12 protein-coding genes and 2 pseudogenes are annotated in these 13,639 nt (G+C 76.7%); 10 read left to right on the top strand and 4 right to left on the bottom strand.

The genetic code is table 11. The annotated features are described in order from the left end of the window. Window positions 1–118 precede the first annotated feature (118 nt). From pcaH to OO62_RS29790, 5 genes are read left to right on the top strand one after another with little or no spacing between them, the layout of a single operon-like run. A complete protein-coding gene (gene pcaH, locus OO62_RS29810) occupies window positions 119–859 on the top strand; it encodes a protocatechuate 3,4-dioxygenase subunit beta (protein ID WP_051733725.1) in 741 nt (246 codons plus the stop codon). Continuing rightward, complete coding sequence (pcaG, locus tag OO62_RS29805) at window positions 859–1,521, top strand: protocatechuate 3,4-dioxygenase subunit alpha (RefSeq protein WP_033270729.1); 663 nt, start codon at window positions 859–861, stop codon at window positions 1,519–1,521. The genes pcaH and pcaG overlap by 1 nt, the downstream gene beginning before the upstream one ends. A 55-nt stretch (window positions 1,522–1,576) precedes the next feature. Then, window positions 1,577–2,968, top strand: a complete 1,392-nt coding sequence (gene pcaB / locus OO62_RS29800; protein ID WP_033270728.1) for a 3-carboxy-cis,cis-muconate cycloisomerase — start codon at window positions 1,577–1,579, stop codon at window positions 2,966–2,968. Then, entirely contained in the window at window positions 2,965–4,230 is a 1,266-nt protein-coding gene (pcaDC, locus tag OO62_RS29795) for a bifunctional 3-oxoadipate enol-lactonase/4-carboxymuconolactone decarboxylase PcaDC (protein ID WP_051733721.1), read from the top strand. Before pcaB ends, pcaDC begins: the two co-directional genes overlap by 4 nt. Next, the gene (locus OO62_RS29790; RefSeq protein ID WP_033270727.1) at window positions 4,227–5,414 is read left to right on the top strand and encodes a 4-hydroxybenzoate 3-monooxygenase; all 1,188 of its coding nucleotides are present in this window, start codon (window positions 4,227–4,229) and stop codon (window positions 5,412–5,414) included. The genes pcaDC and OO62_RS29790 overlap by 4 nt, the downstream gene beginning before the upstream one ends. A 7-nt stretch (window positions 5,415–5,421) precedes the next feature. Here the strand turns inward: OO62_RS29790 and OO62_RS29785 are convergent, their stop codons facing one another. Continuing rightward, the gene (locus tag OO62_RS29785) at window positions 5,422–6,426 is read right to left on the bottom strand and encodes a PP2C family protein-serine/threonine phosphatase (RefSeq protein WP_051733724.1); all 1,005 of its coding nucleotides are present in this window, start codon (window positions 6,424–6,426) and stop codon (window positions 5,422–5,424) included. Window positions 6,427–6,760: 334 nt separating this feature from the next. Between OO62_RS29785 and OO62_RS40930 the strand changes: the two are divergent. The 4 genes and pseudogenes from OO62_RS40930 to OO62_RS41790 form a co-directional block, all read left to right on the top strand. Then, window positions 6,761–7,825 (top strand): annotated as a pseudogene (locus OO62_RS40930) (NAD-dependent epimerase/dehydratase family protein); the annotation flags it as partial. Then, window positions 7,799–8,539, top strand: coding sequence for a glycosyltransferase family 2 protein (locus tag OO62_RS40925; RefSeq protein WP_228332681.1), 741 nt, complete (start codon window positions 7,799–7,801; stop codon window positions 8,537–8,539). The pseudogene OO62_RS40930 and the gene OO62_RS40925, both read left to right, overlap by 27 nt. After that, window positions 8,536–9,210, top strand: a complete 675-nt coding sequence (locus OO62_RS29775; RefSeq protein ID WP_051733720.1) for a TIGR04282 family arsenosugar biosynthesis glycosyltransferase — start codon at window positions 8,536–8,538, stop codon at window positions 9,208–9,210. Before OO62_RS40925 ends, OO62_RS29775 begins: the two co-directional genes overlap by 4 nt. Next, window positions 9,207–9,644 (top strand): annotated as a pseudogene (locus OO62_RS41790) (methyltransferase domain-containing protein); the annotation flags it as partial. The gene OO62_RS29775 and the pseudogene OO62_RS41790, both read left to right, overlap by 4 nt. A 215-nt stretch (window positions 9,645–9,859) precedes the next feature. Here OO62_RS41790 and OO62_RS39165 read toward each other — a convergent pair. Both OO62_RS39165 and OO62_RS29760 read right to left on the bottom strand, forming a co-directional pair. Then, window positions 9,860–10,417: a hypothetical protein gene (locus OO62_RS39165; protein ID WP_051733723.1), complete on the bottom strand. Its 558-nt coding sequence runs from the start codon at window positions 10,415–10,417 to the stop codon at window positions 9,860–9,862. Between the two features lie 11 nt (window positions 10,418–10,428). Then, a complete protein-coding gene (locus OO62_RS29760) occupies window positions 10,429–11,679 on the bottom strand; it encodes a molybdopterin-dependent oxidoreductase (protein WP_077193820.1) in 1,251 nt (416 codons plus the stop codon). 113 nt (window positions 11,680–11,792) lie between these two features. On the opposite strand from OO62_RS29760, the gene OO62_RS29755 reads away from it, so the two are divergent. After that, the gene (locus tag OO62_RS29755; RefSeq protein WP_033270725.1) at window positions 11,793–13,229 is read left to right on the top strand and encodes a hypothetical protein; all 1,437 of its coding nucleotides are present in this window, start codon (window positions 11,793–11,795) and stop codon (window positions 13,227–13,229) included. A gap of 28 nt (window positions 13,230–13,257) precedes the next feature. On the opposite strand, the gene OO62_RS29750 is transcribed toward OO62_RS29755, so the two are convergent. Continuing rightward, on the bottom strand, window positions 13,258–13,563 hold the full coding sequence (locus tag OO62_RS29750; RefSeq protein ID WP_228332561.1) for a hypothetical protein: 306 nt from the start codon (window positions 13,561–13,563) through the stop codon (window positions 13,258–13,260). Between the last annotated feature and the right edge of the window lie 76 nt (window positions 13,564–13,639).

Genomic DNA, 13,639 nt, shown 5'->3' with positions numbered 1-13,639 from the left:
CACCCGCCCCCCGCCCCCCCCCGCCCCGCCGGCCTTCGTGCCCGGTGCCCCGCTCGCCGGCTCCCGGCCGCTGCCCACCGCCCCGCCGCTGCCCACCCAGGCCGCCGTCAGCCGCGAGATGGCCGCCCTGCACGCCGCCGCCGAACGGGACCGCGACCGGGGCGCCCCCGCCCCGGAGCACCCCGCGCGGAACTACCCCCCGTACCGCAGCAGCACCCCCCGCCACCCGCACCGGCCGCTGGTCGAGATCGACCACCGGGCCGACCCGGAGGCCGTGGAACTGGCCGGGCCCGCGTTCGGCGTCACCGACCTCACCGCCCTCGACGCCGACCTGACCCGGCAGCACCCCGGTGAGCCGCTCGGCGAACGCATCACCGTCACCGGGCGCGTCCTGGACCGCGGCGGCCGGCCCGTACGCGGCCAGCTCGTCGAGATCTGGCAGGCCAACGCCTCCGGCCGGTACGCCCACCGGCGGGATCAGCACCCCGCCCCGCTCGACCCGAACTTCACCGGCGCCGGGCGCTGTCTGACCGATGACGAGGGCCGCTACGCGTTCACCACCGTCAAGCCCGGCGCCTACCCGTGGCGCAACCACGACAACGCCTGGCGCCCGGCCCACATCCACTTCTCGCTCTTCGGCACGGCCTTCACCCAGCGGCTGATCACCCAGATGTACTTCCCCGGCGACCCGCTCTTCCCCTACGACCCGATCCTCGGCTCGGTCACCGACCCCGCCGCCCGCGCCCGCCTGGTGGCCGCCTACGACCACCAACTGTCGTGCCCCGAACGCTCCCTGGGCTACCGCTGGGACATCGTCCTGGACGGCCCGTCCGCCACCTGGACCGAGGAGGGCCACTGATGCCCCGCGCCACCACCCGCCCGCAGCCGGCCGGCCGGGAGCCGGGCGCCGCCCCCGCCGCACCGCTCGCCCCGACGCCCTCGCAGACCATCGGGCCGTTCTTCGGCTACGCCCTGCCGTTCCCCGGCGGCGGGCAGATCGCACCGGCCGGCCACCCGGACACGGTCACCGTGCACGGCCTCGTACGGGACGGCACCGGCGCGCCGGTGCCCGACGCGCTGCTGGAGTTCTGGCAGGCGGGCCCGGACGGCAGCCTCACCGGCGCGCCCGGCTCGCTGCGCCGCGACCCGGCCACCGGCGCCGCGATCGGCCGCGACGGCGTGGACTTCACCGGCTTCGGCCGGGTACCGACCGACGCCGACGGGCGCTACGTCCTGCGCACCCTGCCCGCCACCGCCCCCGCCGGGCGCCCGGACGCCGCGCCCTACCTCGCCGTGTGCGTCTTCGCCCGCGGACTGCTCCACCACCTCGCCACCCGCGTCTATTTCCCCGAACACGCCACCGCCAACGCCGCCGACCCGCTGCTGGCGCAGCTGCCCACCGAGCGGGCGCGTACGCTGCTCGCCCGCGCGGACGGCCCCGGCCGCTACCGCTTCGACGTCCAGCTGCAGCAGACGGCGGACGGCACGCACGAGGAGACGGTCTTCCTTGCCTTCCGCTGACCGCCCCGGCGCCGACGACACCCCGCCGCCCGCACCTCCTTGCGCCGAGGCCGACGTGGGGCTGCTCGCCCCCGCCCGGGCCGGCTCGGCGGTGGCCGGCGCCACCGGTGACGCCGGGTACCTGCGCGCGCTGCTCGATGCCGAGGCCGCACTGACCCGGGCCCAGGCCGCGGTGGGCCTCGCCCCGGCCGCGGCGGGCGCCGCCGTCACCGCGGCCGCCGCGCGAACCCGCCCCGACCCGCACGGCCTCGCCCTGCGCGCCCGCGCGGCCGGGAACCCCGTCGTCCCGCTCGTCGCCGACCTGACCGCCGCGGTCGCCGAGCACGATCCCGGCGCCGCGGCCCACGTCCACCGGGGCGCCACCAGCCAGGACATCCTCGACACCGCCACCATGCTGGTGTGCGCCCGTGCCCTGGACCTCGTGCTGCCGGATCTCGCCCGGACCGCCGACGCGCTGCGCCGCACGGCCGAACGGCACCGCGACACCCCCATGGCCGGCCGCACCCTGACCCAGCACGCGGTGCCGACCACCTTCGGCCTCAAGGCGGCCGGCTGGCGCAGCCTGGTGCTCGACGCCCACGCACGGCTCGCGGCCGTACGGGCCGCACTGCCCGCCCAACTGGGCGGCGCGGCGGGCACCCTCGCGGCCTTCCACGCCTACGCGGAGGCCGGGGCGGAGGCCGCCCCCGCGGCGCCGGGCCTCGGCCCGCGCCTCCTCGCCGCCTACGCCGCCGAGACCGGACTCGCCGAACCGGCCCTGCCCTGGCACACCTTGCGCACCCCCGTCGCCGACCTCGCCGGTGCGCTGGCCTTCACCGCGGGCGCCCTCGGCAAGCTCGCGGCCGACGTCCTGAGCCTCGCCCGTACGGACACCGGCGAGCTGTCCGAGGGCAGCGGCGGGGGTTCCTCCGCCATGCCGCACAAGGCCAACCCGGTGCGCGGCACGCTCATCGCGGCCGCGGCCCGTCAGGTCCCGGCCCTGGCCGCCGTGCTGTACGGCTCCCTCGCCGCCGAGGACGAGCGACCGGCCGGTGCCTGGCACGCCGAATGGCAGCCGCTGCGGGACGCCCTGCGGCTGGTCGGCGGCGCCGCCCGGGACGCCGCCGAACTGACCGCGGACCTGCGGGTCCACCCGCGGCGGATGCGGCACAACCTCGACGCGACCGGCGGACTGGTCGTCACCGAACGCCTCGTCGCGGCCCTCACCGCGCTGACCGGCCGCGGCGAGGCCCGCCGCCTCGTGGACGCGGCGGCCCGGCGGACCGCGCAGGACGGCGTGGCACTCCACGACGCGCTGCGCGCGGAGCTGGACGAAGGCCGGGCCGCCGCCCTCCCCGAGGCCCGCCTCCGCCAACTCCTCGACCCCACCACGTACACGGGGTCCGCCGGCGCGCTCGTGGACCGCGCGCTGGCCCGCACCCCGCACGACCCTCAGGAGCCCGTATGACCCGCCCGCCCGCCGCCTCCGGCGCGCCGCCGCACCACACCGTCGACGGCCCGGACACCGCCCCGCCCCTGCTCCTGGGCCCCTCCCTCGGCACCACGGGCGCCGTCTGGGATCCCCAACTCCCGGCACTGGCCGAGCGGTTCCGCGTGGTGCGCTGGGACCTGCCGGGTCATGGCGGCACCCCGGCCGCGGAGACGACCACCGTCCCCGCCCTCGCGCGCCGCGTTCTCGAGCTCGCCGACGCCCTCGGCATCGACCGCTTCGGTTATGCCGGTATCTCGCTCGGCGGCGCGGTCGGCGCCTGGCTCGCCGCGCACCACCCCGAGCGGATCACCTCGCTCACCCTGATCTGCTCCTCCGCCCGCTTCGGCGAGCCGGCGGGCTGGCACGACCGCGCCGCCCTCGTCCGCGACAAGGGCCTGGGCCCGGTCGCCGGCGGCACCGCCGGCCGCTGGTTCACCCCCGCCTTCGCCGGCTCCCCGCAGGCCGTGACGCTGGTCGACACGCTGCGCCGTACCGTCGCGCCCACCGGCTACGCGGCCTGCTGTGACGCCCTCGCCGGCTTCGACCTGCGGGACGGGCTGGCCCGGATCACCGCCCCCACCCTCGTCGTCGCCGGCCGCGCCGACCCGGCCACCCCGCCCGCGCACGCCCGCGAACTCGCCGACGGCATCCCGGACGCGAGCCTCGTCGAACTCGCCGGCGCCGCACACCTGGCGAGCGTGGAACGCCCGGCGGCCGTCCTGGCCGCGCTGCTCGGCCATCTGGCGGCCCACCCGTCCGACGGATCGTCAGCGGCCCCGCCACCGCCACCCGGCGCCCCGCACCTCCCCGACACGGATGACCGCGCCCGGCGCGCCGCCGGCACGGCCGTCCGCCGCGCCGTCCTCGGAGACGCGCACGTCGACCGGGCGCAGGCGCGGACCAGCGCCCTGACCGAGGTCTTCCAGGACTTCCTCACCCGCTACGCCTGGGGCGAGATCTGGACCCGCCCCGGCCTGTCACGGCGGACCCGCAGCTGCGTCACCCTCACCGCGCTGGTGGCCCGGGGCCACCACGACGAACTGGCGATGCACCTGCGGGCCGCGCTGCGCAACGGCCTCACCCCGCAGGAGATCCAGGAGGTCCTCCTGCAGACAGCCGTGTACTGCGGCGTGCCCGCCGCCAACACCGCCTTCGCCCTCGCCGACCGCATCGTCACCGAACACCTCCGGGGCCCGGACGGCCCGCCCCCGCACCCCGTGGAAGGAACACCGCAGTGACCCGACCCCGCCGCACCACCGTCGGCATCATCGGCGCCGGACCCGCCGGCCTGCTGCTCGCCCGCCTGCTGCACCGCTCCGGGATCGACTGCGTCGTCCTGGAGAGCCGCGACCGCGACTACGTCGAGCGGCGGCAGCGCGCCGGCATCCTCGAACAGGCCACCGTGGACGTCCTGCGCGCCAGCGGGGCGGGGGAGCGGATGGACCGCGAGGGCCTGCCCCACGACGGCATCGAGCTGCGCTTCGACCGGCGCGCGCACCGCCTCGACTTCCCGGCGCTGACCGGCGGCCGCCGGGTCATGGTCTACGCCCAGACCGAGGTGGTGAAGGACCTGATCGCCCTGCACCTCACCGACGGGCCGCCGCTGCTGTTCGGCGCGCGGGCCACCGCCGTCGAGGGCGCGCACACCGACCGCCCGCTCATCCGCTACCTGCACGACGGCACCGCACACACCCTCAGCTGCGACTACGTCATCGGCTGCGACGGCTACCACGGCGTGACCCGGCAGGCCGTGCCGCAGAGCGAACGCCGCACCTACGAGCGCGGCTACCCCTACTCCTGGCTCGGTGTGCTCGCCGACGTCCCGCCGTCCTCCGACGAGCTGGTCTACGCGCACTCCGACCGCGGCTTCGCCCTGCTCAGCATGCGCACCCCGGCCGTCAGCCGGCTCTACCTCCAGGTCCCCAACGGCACCGATCCGGCCGACTGGCCCGACGAGCGGATCTGGGACGAACTGGAGGCCCGCACCGCCGTCGACGCGCCGTGGAAGCTGCGGCGCGGCCCGATCACCGCGAAGTCGGTCCTGCCCATGCGGAGTTCGGTCACCGAGCCGATGCGCTACGGGCGGGTCCTGCTGGCGGGCGACGCGGCGCACATCGTGCCGCCGACCGGCGCCAAGGGCCTCAACCTCGCCGTCGCCGACGTCACCGTCCTCGCCCGGGCCCTGGACCGGCTGCACCGGACCGGCGGGTCCGAGCTGCTCGACGCCTACTCCGACACCTGTCTGCGCCGGGTCTGGCGGGCCGAGCACTTCTCGTACGCCATGACGACGATGCTGCACACCGCGCCCGGGCAGACGCCGTTCGACACCCGGCTCCAGCGCGCGCAGCTCGACCGGATCGCCGGCTCCCCGCACGCCGCCGCGGAACTCGCGGAGAACTACACCGGGGTGGCCCTGAGGTGAAACATGCTCAGCGGCGCTCGCGGTAGCGGACCAGCAGCATCGCCGCGTCGTCGTGCAGCGGGCCCTCCGCGTGCTCGACCAGATCCTCCCGGACCGACCGCAGCGCGGTCTCCGGGTCGGGGTCCTTGAGGTGGGCGGCGCGCTCGTCGAGGGGGTAGAAGCGGCCTGCCGCGTCGCGGGCCTCGGAGACCCCGTCGGTGTAGAACAGCAGCTGGTCGCCGGGGCTGAACGGCACCTCGTGGGGGAGCGGGGCCCCGGAGTCGTGGAGGGTCAGGCCCAGCGGCAGGGCGCGGTCGGGGGGCGCGGCGAAGGCGACGGTGCCGTCGGGCCGGACGACCAGCGGGGCCGGATGGCCGTAGTTGAGGAGCGTGGCGTCCGGGCCGTCGCCGATCTCGGCGAGCACCGCCGTGACGAAGCGCTCGCCGGACAGATGGCGGTTCAGGGCCCGTTCGACGCGCTCGCCGACGGCGGACAGATCGGGCTCGTCGTGCGCGGCCTCCCGGAAGGCGCCCAGCACCACCGCCGCGCTCTCCACCGCCTCCAGGCCCTTGCCCTGGACGTCGCCGACGATGATCCGCACGCCGGCGGGCGAGGTCACCACCTCGTACAGATCGCCGCCTATCCGGGCCTCGGCCACCGCCGAGGTGTACGAGACCGCGATCCGCAGTGGTCCGGCGCTGCGCGGGACCGGCCGCAGCAGCACGCGCTGGGCGACCTCGGCGATCGAGCGGACGCTGGCCAGCTCCGCCTCGCGGCGCTGCCGCATCACCGCGGCGACCACGCCGGCCGCGGTCACGCCGGCCACCGACAGCAGCGCGGTCAGCCCGCGCCGGTCCTCGAACAACCCGTTGTAGACGCCCAGACCGACGCAGAGGATGAACGCGGTCAGCCCGACCAGCGCGGTCCGCCGCCAGCCGCCGACCAGGCCGGCGAAGGCGGGTCCCAGCGAGACCAGCGGCAGGAAGCCGACTTCGGGGCCCGCGGTGAGGTCGACGGCGCTGACCACGGCCATGACCGTGTAGGGGAGCACGGACAGCACACGGGAGCCGGTGCAGTGCTCCCCGTTCTCCACGGCCAAGGTGTTCTCCGACGGTGTCTTGATGAGGCGTTGGGGGACAGGGCGTTCCTTGGGGGCAGTCGGCCGTCGGAGTGTCCGGAAACGGCCCCCAGGCCCCCGAGCTGAGCATATGCAACATATGCCGTATCGAAATACCTCGCGGGGGCCTGTTACCGAATCGCAGTGGCCACGGTGATCGAGCGGTCACAGAGCCGCCGGATCTTACGGAGCCATGACGCGACGGCCGTGACGCGCGCCGGAACGCGTCCGCCCGCTTAGCGTGACCCGCATGCGAGTACTGGTCACCGGCGGCGCCGGATTCATCGGTTCGCGGGTCGTCGAGGCGCTCCTCGCCCGCGGCCACGAACCCGTCGTGTTCGACGCCCTGCTGCCCTCGGCCCACCCCGAGCCCCCGCCGCCGCACCCGGGCGAGCAGCGGATCGTCGCGGACCTGCGGGACCGGGCGGCCGTCGACGCGGCACTGGCCGGTGTCGACGCGGTCTGCCACCAGGCGGCGATGGTGGGCCTGGGCAAGGACTTCGCGGACGCGCCTGAATACGTCGGCTGCAACGACCTGGGCACGGCCGTCCTGCTGGCCGCCATGGCCGCCGCGGACGTCCGCCGGCTGGTGCTCGCCGGATCGATGGTGGTCTACGGGGAGGGCCGCTACACCTGTCCCGAGCACGGCGCGGTGCGGCCCGGCCCGCGGACCGTCGCCGACCTCGACGCCGGCCGGTTCGAGCCACGCTGCCCGCTCTGCGGCGCGCCGTTGCGGCCGGGCCTGGTGGACGAGGACGCGCCCGGCGACCCGCGCAACGTGTACGCGGCGACCAAGCTCGCCCAGGAACACCTGGCCGCCTCCTGGGCGCGGGCGACCGGCGGCCGGGCCGTCTCGCTGCGCTACCACAACGTCTACGGGCCCGGGATGCCGCGCGACACCCCGTACGCCGGCGTCGCCTCCTTCTTCCGCTCGGCGCTGGCCCGCGGCGAGGCGCCGACGGTCTATGAGGACGGCGGGCAGCGGCGGGACTTCATCCACGTACGCGACATCGCGGCGGCCAACGCGGTGGCCCTGGAGGCGCTGCCGGACCGGACGGCGGGCACCCTGACCGCGTACAACACCGGCAGCGGGCAGCCGCACACCGTCGGGGAGATGGCCCGCGCCCTGGCGGACGCGTACGGCGGGCCGGCGCCGGTGGTGACCGGGGAGTACCGGCTGGGCGACGTACGGCACATCACCGCGTCGTCGCGGCGGATCGCCGAGGACCTCGGCTGGCGGGCGGAGACCGGCTTCGCCGAGGGGATGGCGGAGTTCGCGCGGGAGGAGATGCGGGCGCCGGCCCGTCCCGCCGCCCGCCTGACCGCCGCCGCCCGCCCCGCCCCGGTGGACGTCGTGCTGCCCTGTCTGGACGAGGCCGGCGCACTGCCCTGGGTCCTGGGGCGCATCCCCCGCGGGTGGCGGGCGATCGTCGTCGACAACGGTTCCACCGACGGCTCCGCCGAACTCGCCCGCGACCTCGGCGCCACCGTCGTCCACGAACCCCGCCGCGGCTTCGGCGCCGCCTGCCACGCCGGACTGCTGGCCGCCGAGGCGGACATCGTCTGCTTCTGCGACTGCGACGCCTCGCTCGACCCCGCGCTGCTCGTGCCCTTCGCCGGCGCGGTGGGCGCCGGCGAGAGCGACCTGGTGCTGGGCCGTCGCCGCCCCGAGGGCCGCGGCGCCTGGCCGCCGCACGCCCGGGCCGGCAACCTCGCACTGACCCGGATGCTGCGCCGGCGCACCGGGCTGCGGCTGGGCGACCTCGGGCCGCTGCGCGCCGCCCGGCGCACCGCGCTGCTCGACCTCGGCCTCACCGACCGGCGCAGCGGCTACCCCCTCCAGATGGTCGTACGGGCCGCCGACGCCGGCTGGCGCATCGAGGAGCGCGAGGTGCCCTACCGCCCGCGCACCGGCCGTTCGAAGGTCACCGGCACCTGGCGCGGCACCTGGCAGGCGGTCCGCGACATGCGCGACGTGCTCAACCAGCCGCCGCTCCCGCCCCGTACGCAGCGGACGACGACCCGATGACCGGGGCCGCGGAGCACCGCGCGCGGGCCGTCACCGGACCGACGACGGTCCTGGTCATCGCCAAGGAACCGGTGCCGGGCCGGGTCAAGACCCGCCTCACCCCGCCCTACACCCCCGAGGAGGCCGCCGAGTTGGCCGAGGCCGCGCTGCACGACACCTTGCGGGCCGTTCGCGCCATGCCCGCCCTGCGGCGCGTGGTGGTGCTCGACGGCCGGCCCGGGCGGTGGCTGCCGGCCGGCTTCGACGTCCGGCCGCAGTGCGCCGGCGGCCTCGACGAGCGGCTCGCCGCGGCCTTCGCCGGCAGCGCCGGCCCGACCCTGCTGATCGGTATGGACACCCCGCAGGTCACCCCGGACCTCCTCGCCCCCGCCCTGCGCCGCGGCGCCTGGGACGGCTGCGACGCCTGGTTCGGGGCGGCCGAGGACGGCGGATTCTGGGCGCTCGGCCTGGCCGTCCCCGACCCCCGGCTGCTGCGGGGCGTCCCCATGTCCACCGACCGCACCGGCGCCGCCCAGCGCGCCCGGCTGACCGCCGCCGGGCTCCGGGTGCGGGACCTGCCGCCGCTGTGCGACGTGGACACCGCGGACGACGCCGAGCGGGTCGCGGCCGCCGCGCCCGACGGCCGGTTCGCCGCCACCCTGGCCCGGCTGCGGCCGGGCGCCCGCCGATGAGCGCCGTCGCGCCGGCCACGGCCACCGCCTCCTGGGGCGCCGACCCGTACGCCGAGGCGCTCCGCAGCGGACGCGGTCCGCTCTTCCTGCGCCGCAGCGACGGCTGGCTGCTGCCGCTGGAGGTCGAGCGCTGGTGTGCCGGGCCGGACGCCGCCGACCGCTCCGCGCTGCGCCGCTGCGAGGGCGCCGTCCTCGACATCGGCTGCGGCCCCGGACGGCTGGTCGCCGCGCTCGCCGCGCGGGGCCGGCGGGCGCTCGGCATCGACGTCAGCCCGGCCGCGGTGGCCCGCACCGCCGCGACCGGCGGCACCGCACTGCACCGCTCGGTCTTCGACCCCCTGCCGGACGAGGGGAGGTGGGGCACCGCCCTGCTCCTCGACGGCAACATCGGCATCGGCGGCGACCCGCGCGCCCTCCTCGCCCGGAGCGCCGAACTCGTCGGCCGGTCCGGTCTGCTCCTCGTGGAGACCACCCCGGCGGACCTCGACGAACGCGTCCAGGTGCGGGTCGAACGCGGCTGCCCCGGCGGCTCCCGCACACCGGGCGAGCCGTTCCCCTGGGCCCGGGTCGGTACCCCCGCCCTGCTGCGGCACGCCGCGGCCACCGGCTGGACCGCCGTCGAGCAGTGGTCCGTCGCCGGTCCGCCGGATCAGTCGCCGGGCGGCGCGGAACGCTGCTTCGTCGCCCTGCGCCGGCGGCGTACCGCCCCGGTCCCGGCCCGCCGGGCGGCGGCCGTACGGCACAGCAGCCACACCGCGGAGAGTGCGAACAGCGCGGCGGTGAGCAGCAGCCAGCGGGGCAGGAACACCCCGGCGGGCAGGCCGGTCGCGGCCTCGTAGTGCGCCGCGCTGCCCGCCGAGGGCGCGATCAGCGGGAACCACACCAGGAGCAGCAGCGCGGAGAGCGCGGCGGGGACCCGGACGTACGCGGTCCAGGCCCGGTGCCCGCCGCGGGCCGCCGTGTACCGGGCCAGCGCCCGGTCGGCCAGCGCGTACAGCGGCAGCAGCACGAGGTCGTGCAGCAGGGCCGCCCCGGCGAACCAGACCACCACCAGGGGCCACTGCCCGCCGGCCAGCAGCCGCAGCCCCGCGTAGGCGGTGAGCGCGAACGAGGCGAGCATCAGCAGCAGATGCAACGACCCCTCGCCGCACCAGTGATGACCGGACAGCAACTGCCGTACCCGCCGCGCGCGTTCGCGCCACCGCATCCGCACCACCGTCACCACTCCCCGAACGTCAGCCGCGAGACCCACTTGGTGTTGAGCACCCCGGGCGCGGCCGGGACGATGATCCGCGCCGGGTGGCCGTGGTCGGCGGACAGCTCGGCCCCGCCGACCCGCAGGGCGAGCAGCGACCGCGGATCGCGCACCTGGTGCGCGCTGAGCGCGGCCCGCCGGAACGCGCCGCGCAGTTGCAGCGACTCCACCACCACACCGGGCGGCTCCCCCTCGAACCCCACCAGCGCCGCGAGGTCCCGCAGCCGCACCCCGCCCCACTGCTGGTTGTCGGTGGACCAGCCCTCCACACAGGCGATCGGCAGTGCCGAGGTGTGCTGCGGCAGCCGCAGCAGCCCGGCGCGGTCCAGCCGTACCCGGCGGCCGCCGCCCTCGACCGTCAGCCGCCAGTCCGCACCGGTGTCCTGCTCCCGGATCCCGACCGCGGCGGCGGACTTGTTGATCTGGAAGCCGTTCGGCCCGCTGCCCGGGTCGCGCCCGCCGTGCGGCGCCAGCAGCGCGGTACGCCGCCACCACCCGCCGATGCTCTGCCCGGCGGTCGTCGCGAGCAGCAGCAGCGAGCCGGCGCCGACCAGCCCCAGCGCGCCGCGCCGGGACACCGTCGGCGGGTCCGGGCGAGGGGCCACGAGCCCGGTGTCGTCGGCGTCCGGCGCCGGGTCGGTGCGTTCCCGCACGGCCCGCACGGTCCGCGGCAGCCGCAGCGCGACGTGCGCGACGAACGCGCCGATGAACACCCAGGCGCCGTAGAAGTGCAGGGGGTAGAAGGACCCGGGGAAGACGTACTCCAGCTGGATGTTGAGCAGGCCGGTGGCGAACTCGAAGAGCGCCCCGCCGACCAGCAGCAGGAGGGACAGCCGCTCCATCGCGTGTCCGAGCGACCGGGCCGGCGGCAGGGTGAACAGCTTCGGGATCACCGACCACAGCTTCGCCAGCAGGACGGGCACCAGCGCGACGCCGACGGTCACGTGCAGGCCCTGGGTGAGCCGGTAGAGCCAGTACGGGCCGGTCGGCCAGCTGAAGAGGTAGAAGCCGAGCAGGCCCTTGCCGGGCGTCTTGTCGTTGACGCCGCCGGCCAGGTCCGGGTTGTACGCGGCGTACGACAGCAGGCCGGTGACGAACAGCAGCGTGATGCCGGCCAGCAGCACCACGCCGAGCAGCGCGGTCAGCCGCGGGCCGCGCAAGGGGCTGCGCCAGAACGACGGCGAGGTCGGGGGAGTGAGGTGAGAGGCGCCCATGCCCCGAAGGTATGCCGCACACCCTGTGCCGAGGAGGCTACGACCCATGACGAAACTCTGACGTCAGCGGATCGGCGCGCCCCGCCGCCCGCCCCGCGGCCTAGCGTGCCGGTGTGACCCCCCGACCGACCTCCGAAGCCCCCGCCGCCGCGGCCCGCCACGCCGGCCCCGAGGTCCGCGCGGCGCGCCGCGCCGACGTGCTGGCCGCCGCGGCCGGGCTGCTGCTCGTCGTGGCCGCCGCGGCCATCGGCACCGTCATCGAGCACGCCAACGGCAGCCTGCACGTCAACTGGCCGCCGCTGTACGCCTCCTGGTTCCCGCACGTGGGGCCCGGCACCCCCGTAGCCCTGACCGTCGCCGTCCTCGTCGTCGGCTACGGGCCGCCGCTCGCCGCCCGCCTGCCCTGGCGCGGCCTGCTCCTGGCCTGCTGGGCGGCGGCCATGGCCTGGACGTGGTCGCTGGCCCTGATCGACGGCTGGCAGACCGGTATCGCCCGCCGCCTGACCACGGAGTACGAGTACCTGACCGTCATCCGCCGCTTCGACGACCTGGGGCCGGCGCTGCGCGGCTTCACCGGACACATCCTCAACAACGCGCCGGACCACTGGCCCGCCCATGTGGCCGGGCACCCGCCGGCCGCGGTGCTCACCTTCGTCGGACTGGACCGGATCGGTCTGGGCGGCGGCGCCTGGGCCGGCGTCTGGTGCATCACGGTGGGCACCTCCGCCGCGGCCGCGGTCCTGGTCGCGCTGCGCGCGCTGACCGATGAGCCGCTCGCCCGCCGGGCCGCGCCGTTCCTCGTCCTGGCGCCGGCCGCCGTCTGGGTCGGCACCTCCGCCGACGGCTACTTCGCCGCGGTCGCCGCCTGGTGCCTGGCGCTGCTCGCCCTCGCCGCCACCCGGCGCACCGGCGGTGGCCGGCGGAGCGCCCCCGTCCCCGCTGCCGCCGCCCTGGCCTCGGGCCTCCTCCTCGGCCTGACCTGCTACCTCTCCTACGGCCTCACCCTGATCGTGCTGCCCGCCGCCGCGGTGCTGCTGCTCGCCCGGAACGCCCGCCCGGTGCCGCTGCTGGTGGCCGGTGCGGTGACCGTCGCGGTGGCCTTCACCCTCGCCGGCTTCGACTGGTGGGAGGGGTACCGCCTGCTGGTCGAGCGCTACTACCAGGGTGCCGCCGGCGTCCGCCCGTACGCGTACTGGGTGTGGGGCAACCTCGCCTGCGCCGTGCTGATCACCGGGCCGGCCACCGTGGCGGGGGTGCGCCGCGCCCTCGCCGCGGCCCCCGCCGCCCTGCGGCGGCTGCGACCCTCCGCCGGGCCTCCGCCCGGCCCCGCGGACCGTCTGACCGTCCTCGTCCTGGCCGCGCTGCTGGCCGTGCTGATCGCCGACCTCTCCGGTATGAGCAAGGCGGAGACCGAACGGATCTGGCTGCCCTTCGCCTGGTGGCTGCTGGCGGCCTGCGCCCTGCTGCCCGGTGCCCACCGCCGGCCCTGGCTCGCGGCGCAGGCCGTGCTCGCCCTGTTGCTCAACCACCTGCTGTACACGGGCTGGTGACGGGGCATCAGGCAGGGGTGGGGCGGGGTCAGGCCAGGTAGGTCCGGGCCGCGTCCACCCGGCCGGGGCGCAGGATCCGGATCGGGCCGAGGTTGCAGGACGGGCATTCGTTCCGGGTCAGCGGGGAGGCGACCCGGACGCCGTGGGTGAAGTAGTCGGCGCGCCGGTGGCCGGCCAGATCCGTGGTGTGCCGGATCTCGTATTCCTCTTCCCAGCCGTGTCCGCAGTGCAGGCAGACGAACGCATACGCCTCGTGAACCGTCTCGGTGTCCCGTTCCATGGTCACCACGCCCTCTCCCCGGGCCCGCCGCACTCGCAGCGGGGCCGGATGCATGCCGCACCTCCCATTATTGCGCCGTGCAACCGCAAGCGCGGGCGCAGCTCTCCGGGCGGTGCCGGGGCCCGGGGGT

The sequence above is a fragment of the Streptomyces lydicus genome (assembly GCF_000717345.1).
In the GTDB taxonomy this organism is placed as follows: domain Bacteria; phylum Actinomycetota; class Actinomycetes; order Streptomycetales; family Streptomycetaceae; genus Streptomyces; species Streptomyces lydicus.
The sequence above is the reverse complement of the archived record's forward strand: the minus strand, read 5'-3'. Positions and strand labels throughout refer to the sequence as shown.